The organism is Reinekea thalattae (genome assembly GCF_008041945.1).
GTDB classification, from domain to species: Bacteria; Pseudomonadota; Gammaproteobacteria; order Pseudomonadales; family Natronospirillaceae; genus Reinekea; species Reinekea thalattae.
Genome location: NZ_VKAD01000001.1, coordinates 1,112,694 through 1,130,215 on the forward strand (window position 1 = coordinate 1,112,694; position 17,522 = coordinate 1,130,215).

Annotated in this window: 16 protein-coding genes and 2 tRNA genes; 6 read left to right on the forward strand and 12 right to left on the reverse strand. The window is 45.0% G+C overall.

What is annotated here, in order from left to right:
- Positions 1-5: 5 nt before the first annotated feature.
- From FME95_RS05090 to moeA, 4 genes are all read left to right on the forward strand, one after another.
- Positions 6-1,019 (forward strand): DUF3549 family protein, encoded by a 1,014-nt coding sequence (locus FME95_RS05090; protein ID WP_147713328.1) that lies wholly within the window; start codon positions 6-8, stop codon positions 1,017-1,019.
- Complete coding sequence (locus FME95_RS05095; protein ID WP_147713329.1) at positions 1,016-1,390, forward strand: YchJ family protein; 375 nt, start codon at positions 1,016-1,018, stop codon at positions 1,388-1,390. Before FME95_RS05090 ends, FME95_RS05095 begins: the two co-directional genes overlap by 4 nt.
- 91 nt (positions 1,391-1,481) lie before the next feature.
- Positions 1,482-1,916: a hypothetical protein gene (locus tag FME95_RS05100; RefSeq protein ID WP_147713330.1), complete on the forward strand. Its 435-nt coding sequence runs from the start codon at positions 1,482-1,484 to the stop codon at positions 1,914-1,916.
- Positions 1,917-1,937: 21 nt separating this feature from the next.
- Entirely contained in the window at positions 1,938-3,167 is a 1,230-nt protein-coding gene (moeA, locus tag FME95_RS05105; protein ID WP_147713331.1) for a molybdopterin molybdotransferase MoeA, read from the forward strand.
- Positions 3,168-3,279: 112 nt separating this feature from the next.
- Here moeA and FME95_RS05110 read toward each other — a convergent pair whose 3' ends face one another.
- The 4 genes from FME95_RS05110 to FME95_RS05125 form a co-directional block, all read right to left on the reverse strand.
- Positions 3,280-3,840 (reverse strand): phosphoribosyltransferase, encoded by a 561-nt coding sequence (locus tag FME95_RS05110; protein WP_147713332.1) that lies wholly within the window; start codon positions 3,838-3,840, stop codon positions 3,280-3,282.
- Positions 3,841-4,205: 365 nt separating this feature from the next.
- Positions 4,206-5,201 carry a type I glyceraldehyde-3-phosphate dehydrogenase gene (gap, locus tag FME95_RS05115; RefSeq protein ID WP_147713333.1) on the reverse strand — a complete coding sequence of 332 codons (996 nt, stop codon included), beginning with the start codon at positions 5,199-5,201 and terminating at the stop codon, positions 4,206-4,208.
- Between the two features lie 326 nt (positions 5,202-5,527).
- Positions 5,528-7,354, reverse strand: coding sequence for an ABC transporter ATP-binding protein (locus FME95_RS05120; RefSeq protein ID WP_147713334.1), 1,827 nt, complete (start codon positions 7,352-7,354; stop codon positions 5,528-5,530).
- A gap of 59 nt (positions 7,355-7,413) precedes the next feature.
- On the reverse strand, positions 7,414-8,028 hold the full coding sequence (locus FME95_RS05125; RefSeq protein WP_147713335.1) for a carbonic anhydrase: 615 nt from the start codon (positions 8,026-8,028) through the stop codon (positions 7,414-7,416).
- A 298-nt stretch (positions 8,029-8,326) separates the two neighbouring features.
- Between FME95_RS05125 and FME95_RS05130 the strand changes: the two genes are divergently transcribed.
- Positions 8,327-8,632 (forward strand): ComEA family DNA-binding protein, encoded by a 306-nt coding sequence (locus FME95_RS05130; RefSeq protein ID WP_147713336.1) that lies wholly within the window; start codon positions 8,327-8,329, stop codon positions 8,630-8,632.
- A 336-nt stretch (positions 8,633-8,968) separates the two neighbouring features.
- On the opposite strand, the gene FME95_RS05135 is transcribed toward FME95_RS05130, so the two are convergent.
- The 8 genes from FME95_RS05135 to FME95_RS05170 all read right to left on the reverse strand — a co-directional run bounded on the left by FME95_RS05135 (position 8,969) and on the right by FME95_RS05170 (position 15,900).
- Positions 8,969-9,045, reverse strand: a tRNA-Pro gene (locus tag FME95_RS05135).
- Positions 9,046-9,052: 7 nt separating this feature from the next.
- Positions 9,053-9,142, reverse strand: a tRNA-Ser gene (locus FME95_RS05140).
- A 152-nt stretch (positions 9,143-9,294) separates the two neighbouring features.
- Positions 9,295-10,128, reverse strand: a complete 834-nt coding sequence (gene queF / locus FME95_RS05145) for an NADPH-dependent 7-cyano-7-deazaguanine reductase QueF (RefSeq protein WP_342783515.1) — start codon at positions 10,126-10,128, stop codon at positions 9,295-9,297.
- Between the two features lie 6 nt (positions 10,129-10,134).
- Positions 10,135-10,905, reverse strand: coding sequence for an ABC transporter permease (locus FME95_RS05150; protein ID WP_147713337.1), 771 nt, complete (start codon positions 10,903-10,905; stop codon positions 10,135-10,137).
- A gap of 2 nt (positions 10,906-10,907) precedes the next feature.
- Positions 10,908-11,837 carry an ABC transporter ATP-binding protein gene (locus FME95_RS05155; protein ID WP_147713338.1) on the reverse strand — a complete coding sequence of 310 codons (930 nt, stop codon included), beginning with the start codon at positions 11,835-11,837 and terminating at the stop codon, positions 10,908-10,910.
- 96 nt (positions 11,838-11,933) lie between these two features.
- Positions 11,934-13,169, reverse strand: coding sequence for a DUF4032 domain-containing protein (locus FME95_RS05160; protein ID WP_147713339.1), 1,236 nt, complete (start codon positions 13,167-13,169; stop codon positions 11,934-11,936).
- Positions 13,170-13,261: 92 nt separating this feature from the next.
- On the reverse strand, positions 13,262-14,356 hold the full coding sequence (locus FME95_RS05165; RefSeq protein ID WP_147713340.1) for an ABC transporter ATP-binding protein: 1,095 nt from the start codon (positions 14,354-14,356) through the stop codon (positions 13,262-13,264).
- 545 nt (positions 14,357-14,901) lie between these two features.
- Entirely contained in the window at positions 14,902-15,900 is a 999-nt protein-coding gene (locus FME95_RS05170) for a glucokinase (RefSeq protein WP_147713341.1), read from the reverse strand.
- Between the two features lie 424 nt (positions 15,901-16,324).
- On the opposite strand from FME95_RS05170, the gene hexR reads away from it, so the two are divergent.
- Positions 16,325-17,203, forward strand: a complete 879-nt coding sequence (gene hexR, locus FME95_RS05175) for a transcriptional regulator HexR (RefSeq protein ID WP_147713342.1) — start codon at positions 16,325-16,327, stop codon at positions 17,201-17,203.
- The last annotated feature ends 319 nt before the right edge of the window (positions 17,204-17,522 follow it).

Below are 17,522 nucleotides of genomic sequence, written 5' to 3' on the forward strand. Positions count from 1 at the left end.
CCCTAATGAATGCACCCAGCCTCTCTGGTTTTCTGTCACTTATCGGTACGGAGTATCAGCTGTTCGACCTCGGCGTACAGGTTCGACGCATACCAAAGAACACGTTAGAAATATTGGATCACGGTTTCCGATACCCTCAGCCACACCTTGGCTTTGCTTGGCTGGCTATTTTCACGTGGCAAGCCGATGCATTGGAAAGAAACAATCTATGGTTCTTAAAGCTACCTCTGGACGAACAGGGCTGTTTATTACCTGCAGTGCATGGTGAGTTAGTGCGGCGTCTGTATCAGGCCATTCAAACAAAAGACAACGACGAGCGTCGCCGCTTATTAAGCGATCACGGCTTCCAATTTACGCCCGACAACAACAAGATGGCAGCGATGCATTCTGCCGTCACTCATCAACTGAATTTACCGGCCAGTCCTTACCTAGCGCCCGCGATGGATTATTTTTTACAGACCGAAACCGATATCGACTGGACCAAGCTCGGACTGCAAGGCCTGTCTGATTTAGTAGAGCGTTGCCTACCGAAACACGAACAACAACTCATCGATAATCTAGAAAAAATCGAAGACGCACCACTGATTGCGCTGGTCAACCAAATGCAACATCGCCGCATCAGTGAGCCAATGGCTCTGGCGTTATGTGACGAAGCCCTGCGCAGAAATATTGATGAACTGACCGAAGCAACACTAAGAGGCATCAGTCAAGCAGAGAACCTGCCAGCTATTACCGAGCTTTTCCAAACGCAACTAGCAGAGAACTCTATTTCATTAGAAAGTTTATTAATTCTGATTACCTATTATCCAAAGCTATTTAAAGACATCGACTTTGCCTGCCAGCGCATGACCCAACTGTCTACTCGAGTCGACCGAAAGAGCTTCAGCAAAGTACTGACAAATTTAGCTATGCAGGATGAACTCGACGGCCTAGTTATCAAAATACTGTCATCCGCTACGCTCACCGAGCCACTGGCCAATGCACTGAGCGATACCATTAAATCGGCGGCGAAAAAATGACCTCGAAGAGCCTTTGTTATTGTGGCCACAGCCAAAGCTATGCAGACTGTTGTGGCCGTTATATTGATGCTGGCGCCTATCCTCGCGACCCAGAAAGCCTCATGCGCAGTCGCTACAGTGCCTATGCCTGTAAAAATTTATCCTATCTTAAAAAGACATGGCACCCAGATACCTGCCCAGAATTAACTCAAGCGCAACTAGAACAAACCGAATGGTTAGAGTTAAACGTCATCTCTAGTAAAAATGGCCTCAAAAAAGGTTTTGTCGAATTTGAAGCCTATTACAAAGAAGGCAACGGCAAAGCCTGCCTAAAAGAGCACTCGATGTTCGTTAAAGTCAAAGGACGATGGCTGTATTACTCTGCTCAGTAGCCTGTAACAGGGGGCTTAAAAAGCCAAATCATGAACTCCGTCTATATTTATAGGTCTATCTCAAACAACTTAATATGAGGCTTAGACGACGTTGCTTTTAACCATTACTCAATACTGTTCGAAACTTTATAATAAGCCTGTCATTAAAAGCTTAGTTGCGGCTATCGCGGCATTTATTGTTTATGGTGGTTGGGCGGCCTATGCCAATTATGAATTTGGTACTCAGTACGCTTTGCGTGCGCTGTTCGGGCAAGGCGGCTTCGCCTTTAGCGCAACTTTGCTGTTGACGCTTCTAGCAGAATACCTCTACATCGCTTTTGGCAAAAACAAACAAGCGCTGGCCAAAGCGTTCTCTATTTGCGTTATGATAAGCGCAACATTGCCTGCAACCATTCACTGGTTAATCGGCACACCTAACATTCTACTGTCTATTACGCCTGGCTTTATTTTTGGCTCTGTCTATTTATTTTTATACCTTAGGCTGCTGCACAGAAATACACTCGCACTCAATAAGAGCCTGACATAACAGACACCTTGGATTTGAACTATGACATGTGATCAGCAACCCGGACTAATGCCTCTGGAAACAGGCATTAAAGAAATGCTATCGGCCATCACACCTTGCCAAACAATCGAACCGATTTCCTTGGCGGATGCCGCTGAACGGGTATTAGCAAAAGATATTCAATCGCCTATAGCTGTACCGAGTTTTGATAACTCTGCCATGGACGGTTACGCCATTAATGCAACTGAAAGTACGGCTGAAAGCTTTACCATTCAAGGTCAGTCGATGGCAGGCAGCCCTTATTTAGAAACATTAAAAGCCAATCATGCCGTACGCATTATGACCGGCGCTGCAATACCTAACGGGGCCGACACTGTCATTATGCAAGAGTCTGCCGTTCGCCAAGGCGATCAAGTTACATTTACTCAAATCCCTACTATTGGTAACAATATTCGTAAACGAGGCGAAGACGTCGCTGAAGGTGATACGGTATTGCCTCAAGGCACCCGTTTAAATGCCGCCAACATGGCGTTACTCGCCAGTGTCGGCAGTGCTGAAATTTCGGTTTATGCGAAAACAAAAGTCGGCCTGATGTCGACTGGTGACGAACTGAAACAACCCGGCCAAAGTTTGAGTTACGGTGACATTTACGACAGTAACCGTATCGCGGTTAAACAGATGCTGCAAAACTTATCGGTTGAAGTCATCGATTACGGCATCATTGCCGATAACGAAGCTGACTTTACACGCGCCTTCAAAAAAGCAGACAGTGAATGTGACTTTGTCATCTCTTCAGGTGGCGTCAGTGTGGGAGAAGCCGACTATACAAAAACTGTGCTTGAGCAACTTGGTCGTATTGATTTCTGGAAGCTGGCAATAAAACCCGGTAAGCCTTTCGCTTTTGGCCAACTGCCGAATAGCTATTTTATCGGTTTGCCTGGCAACCCTGTCTCTGCGATTGTCACCATGCACGTTTTAGCCAGCCAAGCGATTCGACAGCATCAACACATTGGTCATCAACCGATGAAAATGATCAAAGCGCGATCAGCAACAGACTTAAAAAAGGCACCCGGTCGATTAGACTTTCAACGCGGCCATTGGCAATTAAATGCGCAAGGGGAAGTTAGCGTTGAGCCAGTAGGTCGTCAGCAGGGATCCCATATTTTGCATGGATTAGCTAACGCCAATTGCTATATCGCGCTGGAACAAGAACGCTCGAATGTCAGTGCTGGGGAATGGGTCGATATTTGGTTGTTCGATCATCTCATTTAAAACCGCAATTGATAAACCGCAGACAATAAAAAAGCCACTTCATTCGAAGTGGCTTTTAAAACTTTCAACATTAGCACTCAATTCTGAGCGTTAATTCTGCTTTCGAGTCAAACTAGACTAATAAATCTCTAATTTCTTTTAACTCTTGCTTACCTTCAATCAGCTCATCTGGCGTTAAACCACTTAATTCATGTGGAAATACTAACCAATCATCGCTCGATTTTACGTAATAGTCTGGTTTCATATCGACCTGAGTATTTTTAGGCTTATACCAAGGGCAAGCCACGCGAATATCATGCGGTGTGTTTTTACGTGACAGCTTTTTAATTTGAGTGATTAACGCATCGACACTACGACCAGAATCAAATACATCATCAACGATCAATAGCGAATCTTCTGCGTTGGTATTTTCGATCAAATAATGCAAACCATGAACGCGGATTTCTTTCGATTGCTGACCAATGCCATAGTATGAAGAGGTACGAACAGCGATATGATCGGTCTCTATGCCTTTAAAGTCGAAATACTCCTGCACAGAAATACCAATGGGCGCACCACCACGCCAAATACCCACAATAAAGTTTGGGCGAAAGCCATCGTCCATAACCTGAGCGGCTAAACGAAACGAGTCTCTTAACAGCTCGCCGGCGGTAATAAATACTTTATCTGTCATGTTCGGAGTTAACCTAGTTCGTCATTATTAAAAAAGGCTGTGGATTATAATTAACCGCCCCAGCTTTGTCTCAATTAATTGGTTTGTCTGTGAACTTATTGCACCTGATTAGCCTAGGATAGGTGAAAATTGAACAATAGGTCTAATCAACTCAATCGTTGATAGCCAATCTATTGGTAAAAAACAGTCAAAGAGAGTATTTTGTAATAAAACTACAAAATCACCAAAACCGCTAACACTAAACCTTATGCCATAAAAAAACCGCGCCAAGGCACGGTTTTTAATCTCGACTCAATCTATTCGCTAGTAGCGAGTCGACTGATGTCGAGGATAGCGGTTTCTAATCTATTAGAAATATAAGCTAATTACTTAGAAATATGAGCCGCTAGATCAAGAACTTTGTTTGAGTAACCGATTTCGTTATCGTACCAAGAAACAACTTTAACGAAAGTATCAGTTAGAGCAATACCGGCTTTTGCATCAAACACAGAAGTTTGTGTTTCACCGATGAAGTCTTGAGAAACAACGTCATCTTCAGTGTAACCAAGAACACCCGCCATTTCGCCTTCTGAAGCTTCTTTCATTGCTGCACAAATAGTTTCATAAGATGCTGGAGTCTTAAGGTTAACAGTTAGGTCAACAACAGAAACGTCTGCTGTAGGTACACGGAAAGACATACCTGTTAGCTTGCCGTTAAGCTCAGGTAGTACAACACCTACAGCTTTAGCAGCACCAGTTGAAGATGGGATGATGTTCTGAGAAGCACCACGACCACCGCGCCAATCTTTAGCAGATGGGCCGTCAACAGTTTTCTGAGTTGCTGTCGTTGCGTGAACAGTCGTCATCAAGCCAGACTCGATGCCGAACTTGTCATTCAATACTTTAGCGATAGGCGCTAAGCAGTTAGTCGTACAAGACGCATTAGATACGATATCTTGGCCGGCATAAGATTTTTCATTTACACCCATAACGAACATTGGTGTTGCATCTTTAGAAGGGCCAGTTAGTACAACTTTCTTAGCACCTGCTTCGATGTGCTTACGAGCAGTTTCGTCAGTTAGGAAGATACCTGTTGCTTCAGCAACAACATCAACACCGATATCACCCCAAGCAAGAGCGGCTGGATCACGCTCGGCTGTTACGCGTACTTTTTTACCGTTAACGATAAGGTTGCCGCCTTCAACTTCTACAGTGCCTTTGAAACGACCGTGAGTTGAGTCGTACTTAAGCATGTAAGCCATGTAATCAACATCAATTAAATCATTGATGCCAACAACTTCAATATCGTCACGCTCGCAAGAAGCACGGAAAACGAAACGACCGATACGGCCAAAACCGTTAATACCTACTTTGATAGTCATGGTATTAGAATCCCCTATTTTTAGGTTTATGTGATTTGGGTTGAAAAATTCTGTAGCAAAATTACAAATTTGGCGCAAAAGGTCAACCGATGGAACGATTTTTCTTGCTTTGAATCAACACAAAAATCAAACAAATCAAGAAATTGAACAATATTTAATCGATCTCAGCACCCAATTGTAGTTTAGAAACAAGGCTACGCGAATCTAGTTATCAACATCTCACTATATAGGGTCAAAATTATTAAAAAAAACCTTAGGCTGCTTCATTTGAGATCAAAAAGTGCCATAAATGCTCAAATACTCCTTAATCTCTCAGCCATAGCGCCTTAATCGGTTAAAAAACCACCTGATTGACGCTGCCAAAGCTCTGCATAAACACCGCCTTTGGCAATCAACTCTGCATGGCTGCCTTGCTCGATTATTTTGCCTTGATCGATAACTATCAGCCGATCCAATGCGGCAATAGTCGATAATCGATGTGCGATCGCAATAACGGTCTTGTCAGACATCAACTGCACTAGGTTTTGTTGGATAGCCGCTTCAGCCTCAGAATCTAAGGCTGAGGTGGCTTCATCCATAATTAGAATTGGCGCATCCTTAAGTAACACTCGAGCAATGGCAATGCGTTGCCGCTGACCACCAGAAAGCTTAACGCCCCGCTCACCCACTTGAGCATCCAATCCCTGGTTACCGTAGGGGTCACACAGCGTCTGAATAAAATCATAGGCTTCTGCTTTTTTGCAGGCAGCAATAAGCTCTTGCTCTGAGGCGTCAGGTCGACCATAAAGGATGTTTTCTCGAATGGATCGATGCAGCAGCATGGTATCCTGCGTCACCACACCAATATTGGCTCGTAACGAATCCTGCGCGACCGTGGCAATGTCTTGATCGTCGATCAAAATACGACCAGACTGCAGCTCATAAAACCTCAACAACAGATTTATCAATGTTGATTTTCCAGCCCCAGAACGCCCTACTAAGCCGACTCGCTCACCCGGCTCGATGGTCAAATTCAAGTTCTCAATCACCGAGCCTTCTGAACCATAGCTAAAGCTTGCCTGTTGAAACTGGATGCGGCCCTGATCAACGTTCATCATGCTAGCTTGATCATTGTCCAGAATGGTTTGCGGCTTACTCAGGGTGCGCATACCATCAATGACGGTTCCGACATTCTCAAATAAAGCACCAATTTCTCGCATCACCCAATGGCTCATGCCATTCATCCTCAATGCCAAAGCAATAGCTAAAGCAATGGTTCCGATGCTGGCCTGCCCCAAGCTCCACAGATAAATTGAGTAGCCAGCCAAGCTAAACAGCAAGATGTAATTAAACCAACTGATGAAAAATTCAAATAGCGTCACCAGTCGGCGTTGTTGATGAGCGGCAGTTAAAAACTGCTGCATGCTCTGCTTTGCATAATCGGCTTCTGCTTGAGTATCAGCAAACAGCTTCACGGTTTGGATATTGGTATAGCTGTCGACAACTCTCCCAGTCATTGTTGAGCGAGCATCTGCGACGGCACTGGAGCTGTGTCGTAGGCGAGGTACAAAGTAAAATTGCAAAGAACAATATATCGCCAACCAAATAAAAATAGGTACCACCAAGCGCGAATCGGCCTGAGCGATCAAAATCAACATAGTGGCGACATAAACAATAATATAGAGCATGACATCAAGCAGGCGCACAACTGACTCACGAACGGCTAACGAAGTTTGCATCACTTTGGTCGCAACTCGTCCGGCAAAGTCATCCTGATAAAACGACAAACTTTGTTTCAGCAAATAGCGATGCGCTAACCAGCGAATAGACATTGAGTAGTTCGGCAACATGGCTTGGTTTTGCAACAATGAAACCAGCAATACCAACAGCGGCACGACAATGACAACAAATATCGAAATAGCTGTCAGCTGCACGCTGTACTGCTCAAACAGCTGGTCAGGGCTAATCGATGATAGCCAGTCAATCAACCAACCCATCAGGCCAAACATCGAAGCTTCTGCTACAGCCACCAAGGCTGAAAAGAGCGATAAAAAGAAAATAGGCGTCCACATGCCTTGGGTGTAATGCAAACAAAAACGGATTAACGTATCGGGTGGCTGCGTTGGTTCTTGTTCAGGAAAAGCGTCGATCAAACGCTCAAAAAATGAAAACATACCAATTCCTGTTACTGATTACGGCGAATAAATGACCTTCCAATAGGTTGTCGCGGCGATTAAATATCTAAAAAGTCTACCTCGCCCGTTTCAAGCGAGTATTGCGCACCGACAACATTCAGCTTACCAAGCTGAACCTGCTCTTCTAAATAGGGTGAGGAATATCGCACTTGGCTGACCGACGAACGAATATTGGCGCGTACCGCATATTTCACCAAATCTGTTTCATTGTGTTTTAGATCGGTTTCGGCAAGCGTTTCGAGGGATGGGCGGATACGAGAAACAATTGACATCAAATTATGTGAAGGCGCGACACTTGGGTTACGGATGGCATCTAGTGTCGCCTGAATTGCACCACAATGACTGTGGCCGAGCACAACAACCAAGGGTGTGCCATAGGTTTCAACAGCAAACTCGATACTGCCGACTTGTGAAGGTGCGACAATATTGCCGGCAACTCGAATGACAAACAGATCTCCCAAACCCTGATCAAACACCAACTCTGCTGGTACTCGCGAGTCTGAGCATCCTAAAATAATGGCAAAGGGTTTTTGCCCATCTAAAAGTTTTAAACGACGCTGCTCTGAGCTGAGTTCATGCTGCTTGCCCACTTGAGAAACAAAGCGTTTATTTCCTTCTTTCAGCTGCTGTAGCGCCTGCTGTGCATCGACCATATTGCGACCTATCACCGTTCATGACTAAGTTATTGTTTTATATCATACGACACCGCAGAAAAGCGAAAAACCGCTTCAAAATCAGAGCATTCATGAAACATTCTCACAACAGCTAAGACGACCAATTGGCAGTAAAAACTGAGAACTGCATCAGGTATTTCGCAATTAGCCGACAAGGGTAGCCTTGGGATACTTTTAGCCTACCCGTTCAATCAGGCTGATTATTTAATTAACCTGCAGTTGTCTTTAGGAACAAAGATGCCCCACCCAAGGAAGACTTATTTAAGGATGAATAACGATGAAAAACCTGCTCATAGCTTTGTGCGCAGCCCTGTATATTGCCATGTCAGCACCGGCAATGGCGCAGGGCACGGAAAGCGCATCCACTGAACAAACTATTTTATATGTAGATATCAACAAGGATAGTGCTGAAAAGATGTCTGATTTGCTAATTGGTGTTGGCGCAAAAAAGGCAGAAGCCATTGTGCAATACCGTGAACAAAACGGACCTTTTAATTCTGCAGAAGAGCTTGTAAATGTGCCGGGGATTGGCGCATCGACCTTGCAAAAAAACTATGAAGCGATTGTTGTTGGCGATATTTAACCATCAGCAAAAGACAACGAATTCGACAGTTAGGGACAGTGATCAGGGATAGGACGAGTAAAGGACTACTCAGCACGGATGCACCATACCTCCTCACCACACTTAAGCATAAAAGGGCCTTTCAAGGTCCTTTTTTATGTCCGCAGCAGAGCCGCGTTACAAAATAAGCTGGCATCTACAAATAAATTTTCCTGCTACACCTCGATATGAGATCGACAATCAGCCGAGTTTTTATCAGCCACAAACTAACCAGCGTATTCAGTTAAAGCCTGATCACTTAATAAAATTTAAAGCAGTAGAATAAATAAAAGGAATTGGCTGATAAAAAAGAAGAAGTGGTCGGAGCAGAGGGATTCGAACCCCCGACCCTCTGGTCCCAAACCAGATGCGCTACCAAACTGCGCTATGCTCCGACTATGATGGCGGTGAGTGAGAGATTCGAACTCTCGATACGATTTCTCGTATACACGCTTTCCAGGCGTGCTCCTTCAGCCACTCGGACAACTCACCAAGCATTTAGCTCGCTGATGTCAGTAATGAAGTCCCACACCAAATCAGCGGTGGCGCACTTTATCGAATTACGCCCTTGCTGGCAAGGTATTTCATAAAAAACAAAAGCTTAGCTGCCTTAGATTGCACAAAAGCAGCTCCGCTGACTGACCTTACTGACGCACCATTCGTAAATTATTTACGATGGCGTCCGCCTGATTACTACGAAATGGATTGATATCCAGACCACCTCGGCGAACATAACGAGCATACACCGTCAACGATTTGCACTGACAGTGCTGCTGCAAGTCTACAAAGATGCGTTCAACGCACTGCTCATGAAATTCGTTATGCTGGCGAAAAGAGATCAAATATTTCAGCAAAGACTCGCGATCAATCTTCGCGCCACTGTACTCGATATAAACTGAACCCCAATCTGGCTGACCAGTCACCAAACAATTAGACTTCAACAGATGAGAGCAAAGACTTTCTTGTACCTGCTCGTCACTACAGCGCAGCAAACTGGCATCGGTCTGATAATCGGTTATCTCAATATCCAGATCATCAATACAGTCTGCCTGCCACTGATGAATCTGTTCATGCGTTACTGCCTTGTTAAGCGAGTGCAGCGCCACCTTAACTTCGGCACCAACCGCTTTGGTCAAATCTTCAGCAAGCAGCGAAGAAACCACGTTTAAGCTTTCAAAACGACTTTGATTAAACGAATTCAAGTACAGCTTGAACGACTTAGATTCAATGATATTGACTGACGACGCGGGAATATAAAATACCGCGATAGCTACCATCGGCTTGCCTTTTAAGTTTAGCCACGACAACTCATAACCGTTCCATATATCGACGCCATGGAACGGCAAGTCACGGTCCGTCAAACCAAGCTCTTCGCGCTTAGCGACACGTGCAATAGGAAAAAGTAAGCTGGCATCGTATTGGTCGATGTAACGACTGGTTTTTCCTAATGGTGATGATTCTGGAGAATTAATAATCAACTTCCCTTAAGAGCGCATACCGCGCCCTACTTTCAATAAGTACATTGCCCAGCTGGTGAGCACCGCAACAAAGACTAGCAACACAATATAGGCAGTCATCGGTGTAATATCCGACACGCCAATAATGCCATAACGGAAGGTATTCACCATATAGAGGATCGGATTCAATTTACTAATCCACTGCCAAACTTCAGGTAGTAATGTTACCGAATAAAAAACACCGCCGAGGTAAGTTAACGGCGTCAAAATAAAGGTTGGCACTATGGTGACGTCATCAAATTTTGTTGCATAAACCGCGTTGATAAAACCAGCCAACGAAAAAGCAATTGCCGTTAACAGAATCACCGAAATGGTGATTAACGGATGCTCTACCGACAGGCTTGAAAACCAAAGACTCAAAAACAATACGATCATACCGCAAGCTAATCCACGAGCAACGCCACCGGCAACATAACCCGATAAAATAATCCAATTAGGCACTGGCGCAACCATTAGTTCTTCAATCGAGCGCTGAAACTTATTGGAGAAAAAACTTGAGCTAACATTGCCATAACTGTTGGTGATCACAGACATCATAATCAGACCTGGCACAATAAACTGCATGTAGCTGAAGCCGCCCATTTCACCAATTCGGCCGCCGATCAGATTGCCGAAAATAACAAAGTACAACACCATAGTAATGGCTGGCGGCAATAGCGTTTGTGGCCAAATACGTAAAAATCGGCGTATTTCTTTAGAAACAATGGTCGTAAAGGCGACCCAGTAATTCGCATTCATATCTAGGCTTCCTGTTCCTTTTTCCCTGTTAAATCGACAAACAATTCTTCCAACCGATTGGTCTTTGGACGAATGCTAATCGCATCAATGCCACACTGACTCAATTGCATGAACAACGAATTCAAACTGGTACCCTTTTTGAGGGTACATTCAATACTATAAGAATCGATCAATTGCGCATTAAATTCCGACAGTGCATCCGGTAATTGCTTAAGTTCTGCCTGTACATCGACAACAAAAACCGAGTTATCTTTTTCATTTAACAGGTCTTTGGTTGCGCCCTGAGCAATGATATTACCAGCGCCAATTATGGCGAGGTTACGGCAAAGCGATTCTGCTTCTTCTAAATAGTGAGTGGTTAGGATAATCGTGATGCCTTGAGCATTGAGCTCAGTTAAGAATCGCCACATGGATCGGCGTATTTCAATATCAACACCAGCGGTTGGTTCATCCAAAATAAGAATTTTGGGTTCGTGCACCAACGCTCGGGCGATCATCAATCGGCGCTTCATACCACCAGATAGCATCACCGCCTGATTATTACGCTTATCCCATAAATCCAATTGCTTGAGGTATTTTTCGGCCCGCTGCAACGCCAACTTAGTTGGCAAGCCATAATAGCCAGCTTGCTGGACAATAATATCAATAACTTTTTCAAAGCTATTGAAATTAAATTCTTGCGGCACAACGCCCAGACTGCGCTTAACTTGCTCACGCTCGGTATCTAGGTCAAAACCATTGACCTTAACGACCCCTTGGGTTTTATTGACTAACGAAGATACGATACCCAAGGTGGTGGATTTCCCAGCACCATTGGGGCCGAGTAATGCAAAAAAATCGCCCTGCTGGACATTGAGTTCGACGCCCTTGAGCGCCTGAAAACCATTGTCATAGACTTTGGTCAGGTTGGATATTTCCAGTGCATAACTCATCAGTGGCTCACTTTAAGACATGGCTAATACAGTTGTAGCCCTTAATGGGTGTGAAGCCTAAGAATTCAACACTGATTCAGTCGATTGCCGCCCAGATTAAGACTCTTTATTTTTAACGCGCTGTTTGAGTACATTTTCAACATAAGACTGTGAGGCGAATGGCATACCGACATCGGCATGTCGCTCCTCACTCAAGTACCAGCGGTGCTCAAGAATTTCATGGAAGATTTCGGCGTCATCGAGGCCGTTTTTTAGCTCTTCAGGTACCACCTGCAAGCAGGGATTAAATATATCCGACATCCAGCGATAGGCGGCAACCGGAATAGGCACATCATAATTTTCTTGCTGTGAGAGTAATACTCGATAACGATTCAGGCTGTTAAGTAACCTGCGGGCTTGGTTTTCTTGCACTTGTAGGCCGGTGAGCGCAGCCAGCTTGCGTTTATGATGCCAGTGCTCAACGACGCGCGGCACCATTTTGACCTTTTGACCATCCTCTTCTATTGAGATTTCCATCTCTTCGACATCAAAACCCAAATCGTTAATGCGGCTGATACGCTTCTCTATTAGGTACTGATCTTCAGAGTCAAACAGTTCAAACTGCGTCAATTCATTCCACAGCTGGGTATATTTGGTGATTAATGAGTCTGCTAAATCGACAGGATCCAAACCTGGCGGTAAGCAATTAGCGGCCTCTAGATCCATTAGATCGCCAGCAATGTTGGTGTGCGCTAATTCTAAATCGAATTCACGCCGACGATCCGGTACCTTATCGAGCAGATCTCCCGTTTCGGCATCGACCAAATAGGCCGCCATCAAACCGGCATCGCGTTTAAAAAGCGCATTTGAAAAGGAGCAATCACCCCAATAAAACCCTGATAAGTGCAGCCTTGCCAGTAACTCTGCCAATGCATCCAGCATTTGCTCTAACTGCAGTTGTTGAATGCCATTTTCGATGATGATTCGATACGGCAGTGCACCGACCATATAGCTGGTAATCAACAAGCCTCGACCTGCAACTTTTTTATTTTGCTGCTTTTCTTGCTCCGAAAGGTGGGCGTCACGCTCGGTGACAATACCGACTGGCTCAACCACCGGCAAACCTAATTCTTGTAACTCACGCAGCAGCCGATACTCTTTTTCTGCAATCGGCGTCGCCAATTCTTTTAGCGCATAAACGTGACCATGATAAGAAATAAACTTAACCACATTTCGATGAATACCATGCGCGACCTCAACGAAGCTCGATGCCGGCCAGTCGGTCAAATGACGCGACCAAGGCAGACGCAAGTCGGTAAAGTAATGACTTGGAGAAGCGATCTTAAACTTCATCGAAACCTCAGCCTCGTGCTTTGGCAGTTAAGTTAAATATAACGGAAGAATCCGTGCCTGCTTGCCAAACAAACAGGCACGAAGCTGGCCAGCTATAGGCGATCTTGGGTGTCGCCATCAAATAGATGCAGCTTGTCTGTATTGATCACCAACGCAACGGTATCGCCTACCTTCGGCGCGCGGTAAACATCCATTTTAGCAATCATTGGTTTTTCTTCGCCTTCCATAACAAAGTGCACAACAACCTCGTGACCCAGTGTTTCAACAATCGTCACCTTGCCGCTAATGGGCGCTTTATGGCTCCATTCACTTTCATCGGCACCTCGAACATGCTCAGGTCGAAAGCCAACATAGACTGTTTTGCCTTTGCGCTCAGCAACAGCTTCTTTCCATTGCTCTGGCACATCCAGTGTCACTATCGGATGACTCAATTGAGTGCCATCTTCAGAGACGCTCATCTTCACCACGTTCATGTTAGGTGTGCCAATAAATTGCGCTACAAAGACATTAGCTGGTGAATCGTAAAGCTCGAGAGGCGTACCTACTTGACGCAACACGCCGTCGTGCAGCACGGCAATACGATCGCCCATAGTCATCGCTTCAACCTGATCATGCGTTACATAAACGGAAGTGATACCTAGACGCTTTTGCAAATTGGCAATCTCGGCTCGCATTTGCACACGCAACTCTGCATCAAGGTTAGAAAGTGGTTCGTCAAATAGGAACACTGCTGGCTTACGCACAATCGCACGACCTAACGCCACTCGCTGGCGCTGACCGCCGGATAAGGCTTTTGGTTTACGCTCTAGCAAATGCGACAAGCCCAACGTTTCGGCAGCTTCGGTAACCAGCTGGTCGATATCCTCTTTCGACATCTTGCGCAAGCGCAGACCAAAGGCGATGTTTTCGTATACTGTCATGTGTGGGTACAGGGCGTAGCTTTGAAACACCATGGCAACATCGCGGTCTTTCGGGTGTACATCGTTCACCTCGCGATTACCAATATACAGACTGCCATCGGTGATATCTTCCAAGCCTGCGATCATTCGCAGTGTGGTCGATTTACCACAGCCCGAAGGCCCCACCAGCACCATAAATTCTTGATCTTGAATATCTAGATCTAGGTTCTTGATGATATTGACATCACCATAGCTTTTAACCACTTTCTCAAACCGAATGCTCGCCATAATTATTGTTCTCTCTTATTCGTATAGGGTTAACACAGGCCAAACAAACAAAAGCACAATAGCGCTGAATTGCGACTGGGAACGTCATCACCGACTGTTGTCTTGGATCTTAGTTACGTTGGATCTTAGTTACGTTGGATCTTAGTTACGTTGGATCTTAGTTACGTTGGATCTTAGTTACGTTGGATCTTAATTACTTTGGATCCCAGTTGCTTTCGATCTCTTTTGTTTTTATTTGGCAATCTAAAACAGCTGCATCCGTTATAACAATGAGAATCTAGTGCTGCAACTACAAATGAATTTATTTAATCCAATAGATTAGTATTTCTAACCCATGGAATAACAACTCTGTAAACATCAACGATCATTCAAGCTCAACCAACCAGCCTGAAACTCAGATATTGCAAGCAGCGCCACCTTCGCAAAGTCATAAAAAATCGGTACGACCACCTTAAGGCAGTAGCCGATCATTATGACAGGTGAATTTATTTCTGCTGTTTGTTGTTGGCTTTTAATCGACGACCCAATTTGGGCAGAGAGCCAACCTACTTCGCTAAGCGATGATTCAAAACCGCGGCAGCACCGAGCAAACCCGGCTGTTCAGTCACAACGACATAAGTTGGGATGGATTCCACAAACGACGACATCCGCCCTTTGCTTTCAAAGCGAACGCGAAACTCACTTTGCTGGAAGAAATCGATAAACCTCGGCACGATGCCACCAGTAATATAAACGCCACCCTTAGCGCCTAACATCAAAGCAACATCGCCGGCGTAAGAGCCCAGTACGGCACAAAACATCGACAACGCCTCAACACAAAGCGGATCACTGCCAGCCAATGCAGCTGCACTAATCTCTTTGGCTTCTAATCGTTGACTCACCCCTTTAAGATCGGCCAAGGCTTGATAAATGTTCTCGATACCCTGACCAGAAAGCAACCGCTCTTGCGACACCCGCTCAAACTTTGATAGCAAAAAGCTCAACACGGCCTGCTCTTTTAAATTAGTCGGCGCAAAGTGACTGTGGCCGCCTTCGGTTTCAAGCGTCACTGGGCCATGATCAGAAAACGCCAGCGCAGCCAACCCCAACCCGGTACCTGGGCCTGTCACTGCAATCGGCTTTGCCGCAACAGCCTCACCACCGCCAACCTTAATTAAGCCCTGATCATCCAATTGCGGAATCGCATTAGCCATCGCATGATAATCATTAATAAAAACCAGACTTTTAAGACCCAACTTAGCCTGCAAGGCTTTAACGCTAAAAGACCAATAATGATTGGTCATATTAATTTGATCGTTATCGGTTGGGCAGGCAATCGCCATAACGGCATGCTCGGGCCGCTCAACGTTATCGGGCAACTGCGTTAAATAAGCATCAACCGCCTGATCGATGGTTTCAAAGTCTGCACCATTCAATGCCGTCACCTGTTGTAAATCGGCTTCAGCCAACATCAACTGCCCATTATTTTTCAACTCACGAATCGGAGCCAATGCAAAGCGCGCATTTGTACCACCAATATCGGCGACTAAGCCCAGTGCTGCCATAGCGTTCAACCCTTATTTTGATTTATTTTTATTTCAAAGTGTTATATCGCGCAGACCATCGACGACGGCCTGCATTCGCAATGATGCCCCAACGAGCATAGCAACTCAATTTGGCGATCAATAGCAAGCTAAGTCAACTTTCCGGCAACATTCAATGCTTAGGCCATAGTAAAACAGCCCAACTCATAACGATTAAACCGACAGATAAAATCTCTCTATTTGTCGATTTTAGTGAAAGTTTATTACATCGACACCATTAGCAGATACCATAGCGAAACAATGCCAAACCTTGATAAACACGGGCCTTACCTGCTCGTTTTAGCATTTATCGTAGAAATCGATGAAAACCTTAAGCTAGATCACTTTACGGCTAAGTTGTTAATTTCCTACAATTTAGCCCATTAAACACACCGGAACATAAATTATGACCAATGACTTATTAGCACGCTTAAGGTCCAACCCCAGTTGCCTAAGCAAAAGTGAACGGAAAGTCGCCGAGGTCATCTTGCAAGACCCCAACAAAGCCATTCGATCAAGTATCGCAAGTTTAGCTCACGCAGCGGATGTCTCTGAGCCAACGGTAAATCGTTTTTGCCGAAGTTTAGATTGCAGCGGCTTTCCTGATTTCAAACTCAAACTGGCCCAGTGCCTTGCCACCGGAAGACCGTTTGAGAATCGCCATGTCGAACCCAGCGATCGCGTTGAGGAATACAGCGAAAAAATATTCGAAGCAACACTGGGCGCTATTTCTGACGCTCAAAACACCATTGACCCTAGCGCCGTTATTCGCGCCGTCGACGTTGTTTGCAATGCTCGCCGCATTGAATTCCACGGCCTCGGTGCATCCAGCAGCGTTTGTCTGGATGCGCAAAATAAATTTTTTCGGCTCAACATTCCTTGCGTTGCCTACACCGACGTCTTACAACAACGCATGTCCGCAGCGGCGGCAAAACCAGAAGACTGTATTTTTATTATTTCCAATACTGGACGCACCATTTCTTTAGTAGAAACCGCTCACCTAGCTCGCGAAGCAGGAGCGACTATTATTTCCTTAACTTCTCCACAATCACCGTTGGCAGAATTAAGCGACATCGTGCTCGGCGTTGAAAGCTCTGAAAACACCGACATCTACACACCAATGACATCAAGACTGGTTCATTTAACTGTGCTAGATGTTCTCTCAACCGGAGTCACCTTACGACTAGGGCCTGAATTCCACAGTCACATTAATCGAATAAAAGCCGCACTGGATGACACTCGATATAAAAATGACTCACGATATAAAAATAAAGAAAAGAGCTAAGCCCACGGATCACGCCAACCCCAAGCGGTTCAGTCAAAATCTTGACCGATTAATGATTGTAACTCTCAGTAATATCCTGTAAAAAGTGCCCCAAATGAAAAATACCACAGACGGCAGCTTCGGCTGCCGTTTGCCGTTGAAAGGTGTGACGAAAGCGAAATTTCGCCAATCAGCGTACTCTCGCTCAATGGCGAATGGCGCGAAACACTCTACGCTCATAAGGTATTTGTTTTATATAAAATAAGCAGTCACCTACATTAATAAACTAATGTAATCTTCAGTGACTTTTTTCATAAAGAACGGAAAGTCCGTTTACCGT

Coding starts and splice junctions, on each gene's coding strand:
- FME95_RS05170 (WP_147713341.1), bottom strand. CDS start 15,900: ATGGCAGCACTGGGCTTAGTCGCCGATATTGGTGGTACAAATGCGCGC.
- gap (WP_147713333.1), bottom strand. CDS start 5,201: ATGACTATCAAAGTAGGTATTAACGGTTTTGGCCGTATCGGTCGTTTC.
- hexR (WP_147713342.1), top strand. CDS start 16,325: ATGACCAATGACTTATTAGCACGCTTAAGGTCCAACCCCAGTTGCCTA.
- FME95_RS05165 (WP_147713340.1), bottom strand. CDS start 14,356: ATGGCGAGCATTCGGTTTGAGAAAGTGGTTAAAAGCTATGGTGATGTC.
- FME95_RS05125 (WP_147713335.1), bottom strand. CDS start 8,028: ATGGTCGATGCACAGCAGGCGCTACAGCAGCTGAAAGAAGGAAATAAA.
- FME95_RS05160 (WP_147713339.1), bottom strand. CDS start 13,169: ATGAAGTTTAAGATCGCTTCTCCAAGTCATTACTTTACCGACTTGCGT.
- FME95_RS05110 (WP_147713332.1), bottom strand. CDS start 3,840: ATGACAGATAAAGTATTTATTACCGCCGGCGAGCTGTTAAGAGACTCG.
- FME95_RS05155 (WP_147713338.1), bottom strand. CDS start 11,837: ATGAGTTATGCACTGGAAATATCCAACCTGACCAAAGTCTATGACAAT.
- FME95_RS05150 (WP_147713337.1), bottom strand. CDS start 10,905: ATGAATGCGAATTACTGGGTCGCCTTTACGACCATTGTTTCTAAAGAA.
- FME95_RS05095 (WP_147713329.1), top strand. CDS start 1,016: ATGACCTCGAAGAGCCTTTGTTATTGTGGCCACAGCCAAAGCTATGCA.
- FME95_RS05120 (WP_147713334.1), bottom strand. CDS start 7,354: ATGTTTTCATTTTTTGAGCGTTTGATCGACGCTTTTCCTGAACAAGAA.
- FME95_RS05090 (WP_147713328.1), top strand. CDS start 6: ATGAATGCACCCAGCCTCTCTGGTTTTCTGTCACTTATCGGTACGGAG.
- FME95_RS05130 (WP_147713336.1), top strand. CDS start 8,327: ATGAAAAACCTGCTCATAGCTTTGTGCGCAGCCCTGTATATTGCCATG.
- moeA (WP_147713331.1), top strand. CDS start 1,938: ATGACATGTGATCAGCAACCCGGACTAATGCCTCTGGAAACAGGCATT.